This window comes from Prevotella sp. ne3005, assembly GCF_900110085.1.
GTDB lineage: Bacteria > Bacteroidota > Bacteroidia > Bacteroidales > Bacteroidaceae > Prevotella.
In genome coordinates this window covers 128,552-145,349 of record NZ_FOCK01000001.1, presented here as the reverse complement: position 1 = coordinate 145,349, position 16,798 = coordinate 128,552, and the positions used below count along the sequence as shown (strand labels likewise).

At 49.3% G+C, this 16,798-nt stretch carries 20 protein-coding genes; 3 read left to right on the top strand and 17 right to left on the bottom strand.

Annotation, left to right across the window (positions count from 1 at the left end):
* Position 1 precedes the first annotated feature (1 nt).
* Positions 2-748, bottom strand: coding sequence for an SDR family NAD(P)-dependent oxidoreductase (locus tag BMY16_RS00590; protein ID WP_091838661.1), 747 nt, complete (start codon positions 746-748; stop codon positions 2-4).
* 129 nt (positions 749-877) lie between these two features.
* A complete protein-coding gene (locus BMY16_RS00585) occupies positions 878-1,198 on the bottom strand; it encodes a helix-turn-helix domain-containing protein (protein WP_091838658.1) in 321 nt (106 codons plus the stop codon).
* Positions 1,199-1,295: 97 nt separating this feature from the next.
* Between BMY16_RS00585 and BMY16_RS00580 the strand changes: the two genes are divergently transcribed.
* Complete coding sequence (locus BMY16_RS00580; protein ID WP_091838656.1) at positions 1,296-1,991, top strand: tyrosine-protein phosphatase; 696 nt, start codon at positions 1,296-1,298, stop codon at positions 1,989-1,991.
* A gap of 21 nt (positions 1,992-2,012) precedes the next feature.
* On the opposite strand, the gene BMY16_RS00575 is transcribed toward BMY16_RS00580, so the two are convergent.
* The 13 genes from BMY16_RS00575 to BMY16_RS00515 form a co-directional block, all read right to left on the bottom strand.
* Positions 2,013-2,777 (bottom strand): YaaA family protein, encoded by a 765-nt coding sequence (locus BMY16_RS00575; RefSeq protein ID WP_091838653.1) that lies wholly within the window; start codon positions 2,775-2,777, stop codon positions 2,013-2,015.
* 9 nt (positions 2,778-2,786) lie between these two features.
* The gene (locus BMY16_RS00570) at positions 2,787-3,173 is read right to left on the bottom strand and encodes a C-GCAxxG-C-C family protein (RefSeq protein WP_073211496.1); all 387 of its coding nucleotides are present in this window, start codon (positions 3,171-3,173) and stop codon (positions 2,787-2,789) included.
* Entirely contained in the window at positions 3,174-3,704 is a 531-nt protein-coding gene (locus BMY16_RS15900; protein ID WP_091838651.1) for a nitrous oxide-stimulated promoter family protein, read from the bottom strand.
* The gene (locus tag BMY16_RS00560; protein ID WP_028913134.1) at positions 3,701-4,216 is read right to left on the bottom strand and encodes a pyridoxamine 5'-phosphate oxidase family protein; all 516 of its coding nucleotides are present in this window, start codon (positions 4,214-4,216) and stop codon (positions 3,701-3,703) included. Before BMY16_RS00560 ends, BMY16_RS15900 begins: the two co-directional genes overlap by 4 nt.
* A gap of 6 nt (positions 4,217-4,222) precedes the next feature.
* Positions 4,223-5,014 carry a cytochrome c biogenesis protein CcsA gene (gene ccsA, locus BMY16_RS00555; protein ID WP_073211487.1) on the bottom strand — a complete coding sequence of 264 codons (792 nt, stop codon included), beginning with the start codon at positions 5,012-5,014 and terminating at the stop codon, positions 4,223-4,225.
* Entirely contained in the window at positions 5,011-5,904 is an 894-nt protein-coding gene (locus BMY16_RS00550; protein WP_091838648.1) for a cytochrome c biogenesis ResB family protein, read from the bottom strand. The genes ccsA and BMY16_RS00550 overlap by 4 nt, the downstream gene beginning before the upstream one ends.
* Complete coding sequence (gene nrfA / locus BMY16_RS00545; RefSeq protein ID WP_091838646.1) at positions 5,904-7,463, bottom strand: ammonia-forming cytochrome c nitrite reductase; 1,560 nt, start codon at positions 7,461-7,463, stop codon at positions 5,904-5,906. The genes BMY16_RS00550 and nrfA overlap by 1 nt, the downstream gene beginning before the upstream one ends.
* 40 nt (positions 7,464-7,503) lie before the next feature.
* The gene (locus BMY16_RS00540; protein ID WP_091838643.1) at positions 7,504-8,121 is read right to left on the bottom strand and encodes a NapC/NirT family cytochrome c; all 618 of its coding nucleotides are present in this window, start codon (positions 8,119-8,121) and stop codon (positions 7,504-7,506) included.
* A 74-nt stretch (positions 8,122-8,195) separates the two neighbouring features.
* Positions 8,196-8,717 carry a GNAT family N-acetyltransferase gene (locus BMY16_RS00535; RefSeq protein WP_170835953.1) on the bottom strand — a complete coding sequence of 174 codons (522 nt, stop codon included), beginning with the start codon at positions 8,715-8,717 and terminating at the stop codon, positions 8,196-8,198.
* 4 nt (positions 8,718-8,721) lie between these two features.
* Complete coding sequence (locus BMY16_RS00530; RefSeq protein ID WP_091838636.1) at positions 8,722-9,075, bottom strand: DUF1304 domain-containing protein; 354 nt, start codon at positions 9,073-9,075, stop codon at positions 8,722-8,724.
* 3 nt (positions 9,076-9,078) lie between these two features.
* Complete coding sequence (locus BMY16_RS00525; RefSeq protein WP_091838633.1) at positions 9,079-9,516, bottom strand: DoxX family protein; 438 nt, start codon at positions 9,514-9,516, stop codon at positions 9,079-9,081.
* Between the two features lie 18 nt (positions 9,517-9,534).
* Entirely contained in the window at positions 9,535-9,720 is a 186-nt protein-coding gene (locus tag BMY16_RS00520; protein ID WP_091838630.1) for a hypothetical protein, read from the bottom strand.
* Between the two features lie 89 nt (positions 9,721-9,809).
* The gene (locus BMY16_RS00515; protein ID WP_091838628.1) at positions 9,810-10,463 is read right to left on the bottom strand and encodes a CatB-related O-acetyltransferase; all 654 of its coding nucleotides are present in this window, start codon (positions 10,461-10,463) and stop codon (positions 9,810-9,812) included.
* Positions 10,464-10,576: 113 nt separating this feature from the next.
* On the opposite strand from BMY16_RS00515, the gene BMY16_RS00510 reads away from it, so the two are divergent.
* Positions 10,577-11,140: a GNAT family N-acetyltransferase gene (locus BMY16_RS00510; protein ID WP_091838625.1), complete on the top strand. Its 564-nt coding sequence runs from the start codon at positions 10,577-10,579 to the stop codon at positions 11,138-11,140.
* Between the two features lie 82 nt (positions 11,141-11,222).
* Here the strand turns inward: BMY16_RS00510 and BMY16_RS00505 are convergent, their stop codons facing one another.
* Positions 11,223-12,422, bottom strand: coding sequence for a DUF418 domain-containing protein (locus BMY16_RS00505; RefSeq protein ID WP_091838624.1), 1,200 nt, complete (start codon positions 12,420-12,422; stop codon positions 11,223-11,225).
* 730 nt (positions 12,423-13,152) lie between these two features.
* On the opposite strand from BMY16_RS00505, the gene BMY16_RS00500 reads away from it, so the two are divergent.
* Positions 13,153-15,522, top strand: a complete 2,370-nt coding sequence (locus tag BMY16_RS00500) for a S8 family serine peptidase (protein ID WP_091838621.1) — start codon at positions 13,153-13,155, stop codon at positions 15,520-15,522.
* Between the two features lie 63 nt (positions 15,523-15,585).
* On the opposite strand, the gene BMY16_RS00495 is transcribed toward BMY16_RS00500, so the two are convergent.
* Entirely contained in the window at positions 15,586-16,740 is a 1,155-nt protein-coding gene (locus tag BMY16_RS00495) for a glycoside hydrolase family 3 protein (RefSeq protein ID WP_211839315.1), read from the bottom strand.
* Positions 16,741-16,798: the final 58 nt, after the last annotated feature.

The following is a 16,798-nucleotide window of genomic DNA, read 5'->3' as shown; positions in this document are numbered from 1 at the left end:
ATTATCTACAATTATAACCGCCGTCAACGTTGAGGATGGTACCTGTCAGGAATTTGTTGTCGGGACTAGCCAGATAATAGATAGCCAGGGCAATGTCCTGCACCTCGCCCATGCGATTCATCGGATGGATGGCAGCAATGCCCTTCTCATCATAAGCCCCAGCCTCGATAGCGTGCTTCAGGATGTCGGTCTTGATGGCACCGGGAGCAACGGCGTTGATGCGGATACCTTGCTGGGCGTAGTCGATGGCAGCAGCCTTGGTCAGTCCCACCACGGCGTGCTTAGTTGCGCAATATTGTGCGGTGTAAATCAGTCCGTTGAGTCCTGCGATAGATGCCAGATTGACAATCGTGCCACCGCCCGTCTTCAGCATGGCGCGGATGGCATACTTCATGCCGTAATAAACGCCCAGGACGTTGGTGTCCAGCTGCTGCTTGAACTCGTCCGTCTCGGTGTCAGCCAGCGGTGCGGCACCCAGCGAGATGCCAGAGTTGTTGACAATGCTGTCCAGCTTGCCGAACTTGGCCACCGTCTGCTCGATGACCTGAGCCACCTGCTCCTCGTTCGTCACATCCAACTGGAAGAAGGTCATATCCAACCCCTCGTTCTTGGCTTCCTCGACGAATGCCTGACCCTTCTTTTCACTTCTACTTGTAATAACCACATTCCAACCGTTCTTTGCAAACTGGTAAGCCGTAGCCTTACCGATACCTGTTGTACCACCCGTAATGATAATTATTCTCTTCATAACCGCAATTTTTTTTAAGTTATTAATACTGTTATTTGTTCTCGGCTGCAAAGGTACGACGATTTCACCGAACCATCGCTAAACAAATTACTGAAAGGTTTATACAAATTACTGATGGGGTGATTTTCCCTATTTTTTTACGCTAAACTTTGCCTTATACTGGCTGGGAGTCATGCCAAGAACGCGCTTCACGTAGCGGGTGAAGTAGTTGGTGGTGTTGAAATCCAGCTGATAGGCTACATCCGTAATCGACAGGTCTTCGCGTTTCAGCAGGCGGGCAATTTCTTCGGCAGTGAAGTGCTCGATGAAGAAACTGGCATTATGACGGCTCGTCTTGATGCAGCATTCCGTGAGGTAATTGGGTGTGATATTCAGGCGCGAGGCGTAATACTCTACTGTGCGATGCTGGCGGATGAGCCCTTGCTGCAACAGGTCGATGAAGCGCCGCATGATCCACGCGCTCTGGTCAACACCTTTCAGGTCGTCGGAGTATTGAAGGGCATGGTCGGAACTTGATAGAAAAGCAAAGGATTATCTGAGATAGACCGTGGCAAAAAGATCTGAGTTGAACCTACGAGACCTTGGTGGAATAGATGATGTTATTCCCCAAGGGCTGTTTCTGCGTAGTGGCAAACTCAGCATACTCACACCAACCGAATGCGCCGAACTCTGCAAGAGGTACAATATCCAATGCATCATCGACCTGCGTACGCCAGTGGAGGCAGCCGAGTTTCCAGACCCGTTGCCTGAAGGAGTAGAATACCTGCAAATACCTCTCTTGAAGGATGCTGCCGTCGGCATTACCCATGAGACAGGTTCTGACCCCATGACCATCATCCGTAATCTCCGCAAGCATCCTGAGAAACTGAAGGAGATGATACCAGACTTCACGGCACTCTATACGGATATAGTGACTGACGGGTATTCCCGCAGTCATCTGAATCAAGTCGTTGAGACATTAAGAGCGAATGCTGATAAAGGCATTACGACGCTGTTTCATTGTACGGCTGGCAAAGACAGGACAGGTATTGCCAGCATGGCACTACTGAAATCATACGGTGTTGGCGACAAGGAGATTATCAGGGACTATATGCGTACCAATCGTAATGCCTTTTGGACAACTATAAAGAAATGTATAGGCATAGCCTTGCTGACGAGGAACTGGAGTCTGGTCAAAACAGCTTACAAGGCTTTCATGGCTGACAGGAAACTGATAGTAACAGCCATTGAGAACTATGGCTGATACAACTTACTCTTTCGTAAGCTATTCCTTTATAAAATGCGGGAAATCCGGCTCACCAAGAGTTGGCTCATAGACAAAGCCTTCATATCTGAAGGCACAAAGATCTTCCGGCTTATCGATTCGGTTCTCGATGATGAATCGCGTCATGGCTCCCCGGCAGGTCTTTGCCCATACGGCCTGTATCTTCAAATCGCTCCCCTTACGGATATAGAACAATGGTTGAATAATACGGACTTCCCGACGGACACGCTGCCAGTCGAAGAGGTGTTGGTATTCCTCAGTGGCAAGGTGAATCAGGATGCCGCCATCCGCTTTCACGGCATCAATCAGGACATCTGTCAGGCGGCTCTTCCAGAAACCGAACATGTTTTGCCCAGCTCCGCATGGCAGTTCCACATGACCCTCCATTCGATAAGGCAGAATACCATCCAAAGGACGAAGCAGACCGTAGAGGAACGAGGTAATCCATAACTTCCCTTGGGCATAATTGAGGTCATCCACATTCGGCGTCTCAGCCTTCAGGTGCTTGTAAGCCTGACCATGATAGGCAAGGATAGCTGGAAGCTTTGGCTTTTCATCGAAGAACTGCATGAACCTGAGCCTGTTCTGTACGGCAATCTGCTGACTACAGCCCAGCATTTCGGCTATCGTCTCTGCGGAATACTGGCTCATGTCCCTGGCAAAAGCATCTGCCTCATTCTGGAAACGAGGTGTTGACAGGCTAACGTCAGGAACAGACTTTAGCTTGTCGTTCATGATTTTTGCGGAAGCAAGAATTATCTGCATATTTGACTTCTACCCATTTAATTGTTCTTCAAGAAATTCTGCTGCATCAGCTACACAGTCAGGACATTCTCTGAGTACCACCTTTGTTCCGATACCTTTCAGCAGCTTGCATTGTGTGGCTCCGTTTCTCTCTTGGAACTTGGTCATTATCTGACGCATCTGTTTCATGGACTTTGCCTTATCTTTGTTAACTAATCCCAGAACGAGGCCAGATCCAACAAGTGCGCCACATGTACCTTCCATATTACCCATACCACCACCAAAAGCCCCAGCAATGTTCATGGCTTCATCCTCACTGATTCCAGCTATATCTGCGTAGGTGTGAAGAATTGCTTGGGCGCAATTATGGCTGTTGCACCTCTTTTTCTCTGCTGCTATTTGTTTTCTTGTTTCCATTTATTCTTTTTTCTTTTTGAGTTTATTTTTTAACCGCTTGTAGCCCTCAACACCAAGAATTGTAAGACCTCCATATTGACAGGTCTTAGCCAATCCGAATAGTATAGTCCATAAGATTCCCTTTGCAGCAACACTTGTTGGTAGCAGCATCTGGGCGAAGGAAAGGATATAGAAGGGTATGCAGCACAAAAGAACAATAACACCAGTTCTAAAAGAGAGCGACTGGAGCCAGTGTTTCACTATATGAAAAAAATGAATGAAGGCATCCTTTGGGGCATACCATATCATTCTTGGCCCTGCCCAGCGCATCACTTCACGGATGGCCTCGCGCTCTTTAGGAGCATAGCAATGGGTAGGACAATCCTTGCAAGCTGTCTTCTGTTCGCCATACGTGCAATGATCAAGACGACGACAAGCGAAGTCTGCCAGATGCAAGTATTCATCCGGCATTGTGTCCTGATGAAGATGATGGCGACAATACAGCTCAATCATCTTACGGACTATTCGCTTCTCTTGCTCAATCCTGGTCATTTCATTCTGCCATATTTCATTTCTTCACCCTGTTTATCATACTGTTTACGCTTACCAACGGGAGGTTCAGTCAGAGTAATCCTAACCACTGCTGTCCGTTCGAGACTTCTGGCAATAGCATCATCGAAAGCATCCATATGATGAGGGAGAAAACGCTGGCAGATAGCTCTCAGACCAGCAATCTTCTCTTCGTGGTCTGTCACAATCTCTGCCTTGCCTACGGCGGTTGCAGATTTGTATTGTAGCGTAAAACTTCCATCTTTAGGGCCAACCGTAGGCGCACATTTAGTAACTGCCGAGAGGAATACAGTCGGACAGTGACGAATGCAGTCCAACTTGTCACCCTCCAAGGCACAATGGAAATAGAAGGTTTTCTCGTCTGTGCGTACCAACGAAAGAGGTAATCCGTATGGACTCCCATCTGATTTAATCATGCTGACTGTAACGTATGGTGCCTTATCTAACACCTCCAAAGCGAAGGCGGCATCCATCTCTCTACTTGCTTTTCTCATAGTTGTTTATTCACTAATGCTATAAGTATGTACACTTGAACCTTGGGCTGATGGCAGGTAATTGATACCCCACCAACACATTTGTAAGAGTACGAACGATATGATGATTATCCAAAGGGCCAGCCGCTCACGATGGAGTTGTAACTGGCGGTAGTGGACGTAGATGAGGTAGGCTAGCCAAGTGATGGCAGCCCACGTTTCTTTAGGATCCCACGACCAGTAGTGGCCCCATGCCTCCTTGGCCCATAGGGCACCAAAAAGCATGCCTATGGTGAGGAAGGCAAGACCGACATAAACGAGGTTGTCCGTGATGTCAAACTCTTGGTCAGCGATGTCACTCTTTTTGATAAAGAGCAGATAGATAGCCATCACTGCCGCCGCACCGAGTACGGCGTAGGCGAACATATAGACGATAACATGTGGCGCAAACCAAGGACTCTGAAGGGCGGGCATCAGCGTCTTGTCGTGTATCTCCGGTTTGAACAGATTTACACAGATAAATACCAGGGCGAGAATGGTTGAGAACGACAGGATCCACTTGTACTTCCAGCGCGAATAGACGATGAGACCCGCCAACGGCAGGAAGAACGAATACCAGAGTCGCGTTTCGCCCATCGTGCGCAGTGGCGGTCGCTCCAGCGAGATCCACATAGAGAGGATGAACGAGAAGAAAAAGAGCAAGCCCAAGACAGTTGTCGCGTAGGCCATACCAGTTTTACTCTTCCACGCAGCCCATGCACCCACGGCCCAAAGCAGTACCGCTGCAATTGCGAAATATATAAAATGCTCCCAACTCATACGCGTTTCCTCCCACCAATAACAAACATACAAACCGCTCCTGCCAGCATCATATAAATACCTGTATAGACAAATGGCAGCCACGGGTCGCTCACCAGTTCGAGTATTGATATCTGGCTCTGAGCCCCCATCTGCGTGTCGTAGCCGTACTGATAGATTTTCCAGCCGTCCACCTCGTAGGGCATGTTCACATCAATGGTAGTCTCGATATTCTTGCCCGTCTTCGTCAGTATCTGTATCTCCGAAGCAAAGCGCTTGGGCGAGCCGTCGTCGTAGGTTTCCATGATGAACTTCTTCAGTTCGATGGCCAGATCCATTTCTTTGATAGCACCTCCTTGCTCCATTGCGCGCCATTCAGGTTCGCCAACGCTACTAATCATTTTTACGCGCTGTATGTCGGCATTGCCAAGCGTGGCAGTGGTCAATGCTATGAAAAGGCCGAGATGGTTCAATAAGAAAGGTACATCGCGCTTCATCGACCACTCACCTCTGAATATTTGACGTAATCTGCGATGGATGGTGAGTCCCAGAATCACCGTGATATACACATAAATAAGTACGAACGGCCAGAACGACAGCATATTGTTCAGCCACGTGCCGTTTGCTTGCTGTCGTGTCAGTCCCATGATAATGGTCAGCGCAACAGCATATACCATAGCTGGGATGGCTGCTTGATACGTTGTCATCCATTGGAAGGCATATATTTTTTTACGCAAGTACGCCATCGCTGTCAACATCACAAAGAGTCCTGCCAGCACAATGGCGTTAGCTGGCCACGCAAATGCATCCCACATTACAGGACCCACGCTCAGTTCCAGCATCAGTCCTGCAAAGATAAGGCCTCCTCCAATGAGGAAGCCTTCCTTAAATGTCCAGGGTTTCGTCCACATCAGATCTCAATCAGTTTTCCGTTCTTTTTCGCCTCTTCAATCCACTTGGGCTCGATTTCCTGCAGGAAGCGTTGCTTGTTCTCGTTCAGCTTCTGCATGTTGAGACCGATGGCAGCCTGAGCCTTTGCCTTGGTGCTATAATCAGGCACAGGGATGGCTTCGGTATGTCCGTGCTTGGCGGCTACGCGGGCGATGAGCAAACGGGCCTGCTGGGCATAGTCGACAGAGTGGGAGAGCAGACGGGTAACTTCCTGAGGCGCATGGAAAGTAGCACCATGAGAGGCGATGGCATAGTCCCAACGCCACTGGCTCTTGCGCAACAAAGCCTGGATAGGAGCCATCTCAGCCTCTGTAGCTCCCTTGTCGATGATGAACTTAGCCTCGAAATGGGCACGGGCCAGTTCCTGCTCGGCACGGTTGCGCACCTCGTTGCACTTCTCCTGACGGTCGTACACATTCTGGCGCAGCACCTCGGCATCCTGACGGTGACAGGTCTGACAAGTGCGGTCAATCTTGGCCAATGGCGACTGAATCTGGTGGTCAGAGAACTTCACGCCACCTTCCTGCTTATAGGGCATGTGACAGTCGGCACACGATACGCCGCGCTGGGCATGGATACCATGCTGCGACATCTCCCAACCCGGATGCTGAGCCTTCAGAATCTTCGTGCCAGATAGCGGATGGATATAGTCGTAGAAACCAATCTCGTCGTAGTATTCCTCGGCAGCCTCGCAGGTTAATCCCTTGTCGTGCGGGAATACCAGATAGTTGGCCTTGCCGGGATTCTTCTCGTCGTTAGGCTTGATGAAGTAGTACTCCACGTGGCACTGAGCGCATACCAGCGAACGCATTTCCTGATGGGTAGCATTCTTCACATCCAGACCACGACGGGCAAAGGCCTCGTAGAGGGCAGGACGGGCAGGGCGCAAATCCATGGTGCGGGCATCGTGACAGTCTGAGCAGCCGATGGTATTCACCTCTTCAGCTCCTAACTCACTCCACTTCTTTGCATAGAAGTTAGCAGGATCAAATTGATCCTTACCATTACCCAGTTCGCGCATCATGCGAGGCACATCGGGTCCCTTACACGTCCAGCAGGTGGCGGGCTGCATATCTACGGCGATAGAATCGCTTCCATCGGCAGTCTTTACCATAATGCCTGGATTACCCGTACGCAGAATCTTGCGCATATCCTCAAGGGCGTGCTTATGTCCACGAGGGGAATTGTAGTGGCGCGAGAAGGCATAGCCAGCCCACAGCACCACCATCTCAGGACGCTGCTCAAGCACATCTACCTCCTGCGACGAGTTGTACTTTGATTTGAACGTGGTGTCCTCTGTCATCGCCCACGTCTCGTACTCACGCGGATAGTCAGCCTTGAACTTCTCGTTCTGAGCGATTATTTCATCCTCAAACACAGTACGTTTGTTGTTGAACACACTGGCCACCTCGGCCCTGCGCTCCATCAGCGACGACACAAGCAGTCCCAGGATAAAGACTACTGCCATAGATCCTCCGAAGAGTATCCAACCTTGCCATTTTTTCAATTGCTTTGCCATAATATTTTTTTTAATTTATTTGCGATGTTTGTTGAATTTTTCATTTCATCATGTTCTGAAGCCATTCCGGCACAGGCGATGGTGGTAGGGGTGTCACCCCCTCGGCTCCAGGTGTTGCCATCAGCGAGTTCATGCCACCGTGGGGCACGTTACGATGACAGTCCCAGCACACCTTGCCGCCTGTAGCCAACTGCTGCATATAGCCCATGCGGCCTGTCTTCACAAACTCCGTGTTCAGCTGTGTGTGGCAGCGGATACAATTGTCCATCACTACCTGACCTGTTAGCTTCTCGGCCTTGATGGCCTGATGCTCCATGTGGCCCACGAAATACACTGTGTGCTTTAAACCGTCGACTGCCTTGAAACCGTAATATACGGCGAGATTCTGATGGGGCACATGGCAATCGTTGCAAGTGGCACCGTTTGACTGATGGTCGATACGTCCGTGAGAGGAGTGGCTCCACGTAGCATAGTAAGGTGTCATGATGTGGCAGTTGACGCAGGCCGACGGGTTGTCACCTATAAAATAAGTATGCGCCCTAAGCAGATACATAAACAATCCGCCGAGGCCGCATACGACGCCTGCTATCACCAGCAAACCCACCTTCTGTCGATACGATAGCCAGTCTTTAAAAGCAAAAAAATCTTTCAGCTTCATTCGTTATAGGTATATTTATGTTGCAAATATACGGAAAATATTCCAAACTGCCTAATTTTAGGACATAATAATTGTTAATCCGCCATTCTCTTCTCAAATCTGAACAGCCCGTCCTCCTGGTCAAACTGCTCTGGCATGTGCGGGTCAGGATGATGCTCGTTGAAGAACTCGACGGCATGGAATCCTAAGCGGTTGATGTAGAAGTGGATGTTTCGACGGTCGAAATACGGCGTGCAGGTTTCCCAAACCTCCACTTCAGGATGCAATCTCTCGATGGCTTTCCAGATGCCCTGTCCGATGCCCTTGCTCTGAACGCCCACTTTCACATAGAGAAACGACAATTCGCCTCTATGTTCGGCAGAATCAATAGCAATGATGGCACCACCCACACGCAGACCGTCTGTATCAATAGCTTCGTAGACTTCTGCTCCTTCAGCCTCTAACGACTGATAGAAGTCCTTATCAGGCAGCACCTGCCATTGGTTGTCTTCTTTATAGTACGACTGAAATCCATGCTGGAATGCCTCCTGCATTTCTTCCTTCATAGCAATGGTCTTTGCCTCCCTAAGTGGTAATAACCGTATCTCTTTTTCCATACACTCAGATAAAACTACAGATCAATCCCAAGATAGCCAAGCCGCCTTGTTTCAGGATGATGTTTGGCTTGCTGGTCAGACTACCATATAGTGCTACCAACACGACATAGCCCAATAGCAGCCGTGTCCACAGCAAATCCTGTTGCCAGACAGCAACCAACAGTAGAATGGCTATCAGACCGTTATACACACCCTGATTCTTCAACAGCGTCGCAATGGTCTTGCTTTTCAGCTGGTCAATGCTGATGCCAAACACTCTTGACGTGCTTTCTGAACTCGTCGCGATGGTTTCGAGGAACATGATGTACAGATGTTCCAAGGCCACCAATATTGCCAGGACAGTGGTGAGCATACTCATATTTTATGCCTTCTTAGACTTTGTTAGACACTGCCACCATGATTTCAACTGTTGCCAACCTCCAGTGCTCCAAAGAGCGAGGTAGATAAGGACGGGCTGGATGAACAGACGGATAAGACGCAGATTGTCAGTGGTGAGACCAAAGGCATCAATGTGATTGACGTACTGGTTGATGTTACCAGGGAAGATGGCGACATAGAAGAGGGCCAGTAATGCACCTACCACAGCCTTTTTCTTCCATAACAGCAGCATACCGAGGCCAAGTGCAATCTCCACTACGCCCGATGCCAGCACCACGAAATCGGTTAAGCCTTCACTGAATTGGAGCCATGTGGGCACCTGCGCCACAAACTCCTGACGGTTGAATGTCAGATGACTGAAACCTGCATAGGTCATAAACAGACCCAACAGCAAACGGAAAAATAATTTGAGATACTTCATAGCTCTACGATTTACAAATTATTGATACTTCCAAAAATCATACTTCTTGCGAAACTCTTCCTGTTTCTCAGGTGGCAACGACTTAAAGTAACCTCGCCAACTGGGACAGAAGTTGATTTGCCAACGCCAGAAGCGTCCAATTAATGACTTCGGATTCTTGTCATACGCAGCACGTAGCTTGCAGTTCTCACATGGGTACTTCATAATTGATAGCTTTACTTTGAATATTGTTATTTTAATTGTTTGCTGTCACAACGGTCTTGCCAAGCTGTATGCACCTGTTATCAGAATAATCATAGTCTTGCCTTCAGTTCTGTCTTTACCTTTTCCAAGTTGCCACAAGATAATATCGGCATGAGGGTTTCTATTTCCTCTATGCTTTTGTCCCACCACCTGAGTTTAAGCAATAGCTCTATCAGTTCGTCATCGAAGCGTTTCCTGACAACTCGACAAGGATTCCCAACAGCAATAGCATAAGGAGGAATATCCTTTGCCACCACCGAGTTTGTTCCAATAATGGCTCCGTCGCCGATATGGACGCCAGGCATCACGGTGACGTTCTGGCCGATCCAGACATCATTGCCAATGATGGTATCTCCTTTCTGCGGCAATTCGTCTTTCACTGGTGCAATGGCACTTCCCCAGTCGCCACCCATGATATAAAAGGGATATGTTGTAGCACAATCCATCCTGTGATTAGCACCGTTCATCACAAACTCCACCCCCTTGGCAATAGCACAGAACTTACCGATAATAAGTTTGTCACCGATAAAGTCGTAGAAATGCGTGACGTGCTTCTCAAACTGGTCAGCACCATCCACATCATCATAGTAGGTGTAATCGCCGATGATGATACGCGGATTCTTCACCACATTCTTGATGTAGCAGAGTCTTGGTAGATTCGGATTAGGAAACGCCTCGTTTGGATTTGGTCTTTTATTTGCCATCGCTATTTCTCATAAATAATGTTGCAAAGTTAGTGTTTTCATCTGAGATTTGGAGATTTCTTTGTACTTTTGTGCCTGGTTTTGAGATTAATTAAGGAATTGGAGAAGTACAGATGATAGAGATTCAAGAAGCAACAAAGAGCCAGGCAGCAGAAATTGTCCGCTTGATTATGATGGCAATGACAGATGATTGCTGTCTGTATTTCTGCGGGGATGGCTATGGACTTGATGACTTCCAGAAGATGATGACAATGCTTGTCGAAAGAGAAGACTCTCAGTATAGTTACAAGAATACTCTCGTTGCAAAGGATTGCAATAAGGTGGTCGGCATATCAGTCAGCTATGATGGCGGCCAACTGCACGAACTTCGACGAGCTTTCATCGAAGATGCAAAAGAATATATTGGTAAGGACCATTCAGGTATGGACGATGAAACACAAGCAGGTGAACTCTATCTTGATTCTCTGGCTGTACAACCCGAATATCGTCGTCAGGGTATAGCCCAAAAACTGTTGTTGGCTACTAAAGAACGGGCTAATCGTTTGGGCTTGCCGTGTGTCGGTCTCTTGGTAGATAAGAATAATCCCGTCGGCGAAGCATTATACACTTCTGTCGGATTCCGATATGTAAATGATAGCCATTGGGGCGGTCACCCCATGAAACATCTGATATTGTAGCAATGAGTAGTATCACCCTTTCCATATTCCTTCTGGGAGCATACAGATTCGTACATACTGCTCAAGCGTTTTTTCATCACTTTTACTCCTTCCAAGATATGGGGAAGTAGCGGCCGTAAGTAAGCATGCGCCAGATCCACTCGAGCGGGCCGAAGCGGAAAAAGTGAAGCCACAACTTGCAGACGGCTATCTGGAAGAGGAAGACGATGACGGCCGTCAGTTCGATGGTGATGAGGCCGAAGGTTGTGCCAAGTCCAAATCCCAAGCCGTAGAACAAGATGACGCCTATCACCGACTGCATGATGTAGCACGTCAGCGCCATCCGTCCGGGCTGGCCAAGAGGCATGAGCCAGGCAGGGCGCTTCAGGAATAGCAGACAGACAGCCGCGATATAGCTGAACGACATGGGAATGACGCTCACGGCATAGAGCAGCGAGTGGACAGTTAGTCCCCAGGGATGTCCCTCAACCACACTCCAGGCATAGAGCAGCGAGGTAGGCAGCGAGAACACCAGCGTCCACAGGAAGATCTGTTTCAGTGGCAGTTCCCTTAAACGGGCATAGAACCGGTGTCTGCCTATCAGAAAACCGATGATAAACAGTCCCAGCACCTTTGGCAACCTATGACCCGACACAATCTCCCACAGTCGTTCGCAAGCCCCTTGTTTCAGAAAGGCAAACATCGCCGCATAATCGTCGGCATCGCGAAGCCAGGAGGCGAAGTTGGCCTCCGTGATGCCCTCTTTGGCTGCCTGTGCCCACCAGAGGTCATAGAATGGTCCCGAGAAATCGATGCCGACGAACTCCGTCAGGGCATCCAGCACAACTGGCACAAAGATCAGCAGCCCCGCTATTACCATGAGCACCTTGTCTTTTATCTTGATGAACAGAGGCAGCAACAGTCCGCCTACGGCATAGAGCAACAAGATATCGCCGCTCCAGATAAACATCAGATGGCAGAAGCCGATGCAGGCCAGTATCAGCATGCGGCGCAGGAATAGCGAGACACTTCGTCGAGCCAGTATCAGTGAGAATCCTATGCCAAACAGTATCGAGAAGATGGTGTAGAACTTTCCGTCGACAAAGGCAAACTGCAAGAATCTTACCACCTTGTCAACCTCAGCCGTAGGCAACATTGCCTGCTCATTCGGAGAGAGGAAGGTCCACAATGCAAACTCGGGGAAATTGGCCAGTGCGATGTCAGCCAATGCCAATCCCCTAAGAATATCGAGTATCAGGTGACGCTCTTTTTCTGTAGTCGGTCCAAGTTTTTGTTTTAGCATGGTGCAAAGATAAGCAATTTTTCAGTAACCCCATCACATTTCCCCTAAAATTTTAGCGGTTTGAGACCTTCGAGGCAAATTCAACGTAGTGGTCGAAACGAATGCCATCTACTAAACTTTTGAAATCATGTTGCAAAGGTAGGCAGTCAGATTTATTCCTCCATAAATCTGGGATATTCTGCATAGGTTTGTAATAAACGGGCATAATAGTGGGATAAACTGAGCAAGAATGTGATGTGAGTGGCTACAATTTATTATGGTCTAATTTGCGAGTTTTCCATTTCAATGATCACCATGAGGTAGGGTAGAGGGAACGGACAAAAGAAAATAATGTTATTTTTTGCTCCATTTGGTACACATATCGAAAATTATTCGTAACTTTGCGGCTGAAAACCGCGAGAACGGGCTGCACCTCGACAAAGAGCGAGCTCTCTGTACTCGGTTTGCACCGTCCTTGCAGTCGAAAAGGTTATGATGAGCGAAAACAAGCGAAATCTGACCGAAAAAGAAGAGTATTACAAATTAATTACAGATGAGAAATCGAACCACATAGAGATGAAGCAGAAGGGTGCTGGTTCTCAGTGTGTTAGACGGAAAAATATAGGGATCCTCTCCTTCTGCGAGAGATACCTCTCTCTCCGCTGATAAATCCGCGTAACTAATTGGTATCAATGGGTTGCGCGGGTTTTCATTTAAAAGTGAATCGACATTTATTAACAGACAAGATAACATGAAACAGTTTTTACTCGCATCATTGCTCTTCGTAACTGGACTCACAGCCAGTGCACAAGGGGATTTCTCTGCTCAGGCCAATGCCCTGAAACAGCAGTATCAGAAGAATAAGGCTATGACGCGTGCCGATGGAAAGCAAATGCCGAAGGCATCGTTCGTGGTCATCTGTAAGGCCGAGGCCAGTCCTGTGGCTGTTGCCGAACAGCTGAAGGCCCTTGGCGCCGAGGTGAATAGTGTCTATGGACGCTGCGTGGCTGTGACCGTCCCTGCAGACAAGATCGAGGCGATGGCTCAGACAGAGGGCGTGCTGCTCGTCGATGTGGCTACGAAGGGTGTGAAGAAGACTGATACCTCGCGTAAGGTTACTCAGGTCGACGAGGTGCAGTCGGGCAAGGGTGAGAAACTGCCTCAGGCCTATACGGGCAAGGATGTGGTTATCGGCGTCATGGACACTGGCTTCGACTATACCCACCCGGGCTTCAAGGATAAGGATGGCAATCTGCGCGTCAAGGCTGTCTACCTGGCTGGCAACACCAAGGTGCCACAAGAGAAGGTGACCGTCACCAAGACCGACCATACCGGGGCTTCCACGCAGGTACAGCTGCTGCCTGGCATCGTTACCGACCCCAAAGTGATCCTTGACACCCTGAAAGTAAAGGATGGCACCGAGTCGCATGGCACGCACTGCGCCTACATCGCCGCAGGCACGCCCGTCGAAGGTGTCAACGGCCTTACGGGCAACATGTTGGGTGGTATGGCTCCCGATGCTGAGCTCATCCTCTGTACCGATCAGCCCGACAAGGACAGCGATGGTGAGGCTATCGTTAATGTAAGCAATTCCACTTCTGACTTTCTGGATTACATGAAGCATTACGCTGAGAAGAACAACAAGGAACTGGTGGTAAGCTACAGCATGAATGCACACGATGGATGGCATAACGGCACCAGCCCCACCTCTCAGCTTCTTGGAGAGTTCGCCAAGAACAATGTGCTGATGCTTTGTGCCAGCAACGAGGGCGAAGACAGCATCTATGTCCACCGTACGGTGAACGTGGGTGATTCGGTCAACGTGGCAGTGTCAGGAAATCAATCGTCTATTTACTTTTTTGTGAAGTCTGTCAAGCCTATTGAGGCAAGAATGGGCATCTATGACTTATTAGACGATAAAGAGGTGTATGCCTGTCCGCTAACCATCAACACGGGAAAACAAGCCAACGACACCGTCCAGATCTTCTCGTTTATCAACGACCAGATAAAGGCCGAGCTGAGCAAACATACTCCTGAGGAACGCCAGGCCTTTGAGGATGTTGTGAAAAATGTCAGCAATTATTTCGCTGGTGGTATCGAGTTCGCATCAAGTCAGGGAACGGCTATGGAGAGCAATACCTCTGACAATACTTTCAAATATACACTTATCACCGTCAAGACTGCCACTGCCCAGTTCAAGTCTTTTCTTGGCATGCCGGTGTATGGCTGGACGCTGCACGTCAAACCGCTCGAGGAGCCTGCTGAGGTGTTTGCCTGGGCCGATAATAATGCGACGATGATCAATGAAGGTATTTTTATCAAAGGAACAAGCGAGGTGAGCATGGGTGACTGGAATACCACGGGTCTGCCTGTCTCTGTAGGTGCCTGGTCGGCCAACAACGTGAACAAAAAGCTTGATGGCACAACCAAGGAAAACAGATTTGGCAAGGTCATAGGCGATATTGCCGAGTTCTCAAGTTTCGGCACCGACTTGGCAGGCCATAAGCACCCCGATGTCTGCACGCCAGGCGTGAGTGTCTATTCTGCCATCAACAGCTTCTATGAAGATCCCAACGAAGATTATACGGTTGTAGCTAAGAAGGATCTCGATCATCAGTTTGAGGGTCAGAAGTCTGCACGCACCTATCAGTGGGGCTCTTCCAGCGGCACCTCTATGTCGACACCCGCATCTGCCGGTATCGTGGCCCTCTGGATGCAGGCCGCCCGTGACAAGGGCAGGAAGCTGACTTCTGCCGACATCAAGGATATCTGTGCCAAGACCAGCGACAACGATGACTTTACGAAGGCCAAGCCCGAGCGTTTCGGCTTTGGAAAGATGAATGCCTACAAGGGCCTGCTCTACGTGCTGGGTCTCTATGACCCTTCGGGCATCAACGGCATCAGCACCAACCAGCCTGACAATATCACCTTCCGCGTGGCTGGTGACTGCCTCTATGCCGATGGCGCTGAAGATGGTACGCCCGTGACGCTCTACAACCTGCAGGGCATTGTGGTGGCTCAGACCCAGGTTCAGGATGGCATGATCAGTCTTGCGGGGCTCCACAAGGGCGTCTATGCCGTACAGCTCGCCAAGCTGGGTTCAACGCTCATTCGTAAGTAATTGCGTAAGTAACATCCATAAAAAAAATGCCCTCCCGGTTTCTCAGGAGGGCATCTTTTTTTATTATTGTTGCCTCAGTTTCAGTATTCTTCTCACGCTCTGGTTGATGCGCTCTTCGGTGATGGTGCCCTTGTTGACGGCGTCCATCACGGCATCGAATGCCTCCACCAGATTCTTCGGACCCAATACAATGTCAACACCTGCCTTGATGCTGCTCACGGCAGCCTCTGCGCTCGAGTACTGCTGGGTGATGGCACCCATCTCCATGCCGTCGGTGATGATGATGTTCTGGTAGCCCAGTTCGCCGCGCAGCTTGTCTTGCAGGATCACCGATGACATCGTGCTGGGCACATCCGAGCCTGTGACGTTGGGTGCACCGATATGGGCGGTCATGATCAGCTGACAGCCCCACTGGATGCCTGCCTTGAAGGTCACCATCTCACAATCCATCATCTCCTCCCACGTCTTCTGAGTCGATGCATAACCGAAGTGTGTGTCGGTCTTCGTGTCACCGTGACCGGGGAAGTGCTTGATACAGCCTGTGACACCTGCATCCTTCAGACCTTGCAGATAGTTGGTTACCATCGGCGCAGCCACCTGAGGGTCGTCGCTGAAGGCACGGAGGCCGATGATGATGTTGTCAGGATTGGTGTTCACATCGGCTACGGGTGCAAAGTCGATGTCAAAGCCGTAGTGCTTCAGATAGGTGCCGATGGTGTTGCCGCACTCGTAGGCGTTCTTCGGGTCGCCTGTAGCACCGATGGCAGCCATCGACTCATACTTCTTCACGTTGAAGTTGGGGTTGTTGGCGAGGCGTGACACACGTCCGCCTTCCTCATCGATGCAGAGCAGTGGATGGCCGTTCAGTGCCCGTATCTGAGGAATCAGCTTGGCCAGCTGTGCCTCGTCGTCGATATTCCATGCATAGAGGATGAGTCCGCCGATGGGGTAGTTGGCATTCACATCGCGCATGGTCTTATTCACCTCATGTATAGGATTCTCCTGAAGGTCGGAATAGGCGTTCCAGTGAATGGTCGTATCGAGTGTTTCCATGCGTACGAAGAACATCTGTCCCACCTTCTCTCGCAGCGTCATCTTTGCTAATTGTTCTTCCACCTCATCCCTCGGTGAACTCTGATCATCATTATCCGAGCATGAGGTTGTCAAAAGGCCGCAAGTCAAGATGGCGGTCAACATCCATAAAAATCTTTCTTTCATAACTGTCATTTTAAAAACGGTGCAAAGGTACGACAATTTTCGCACACTTCCAAATTTT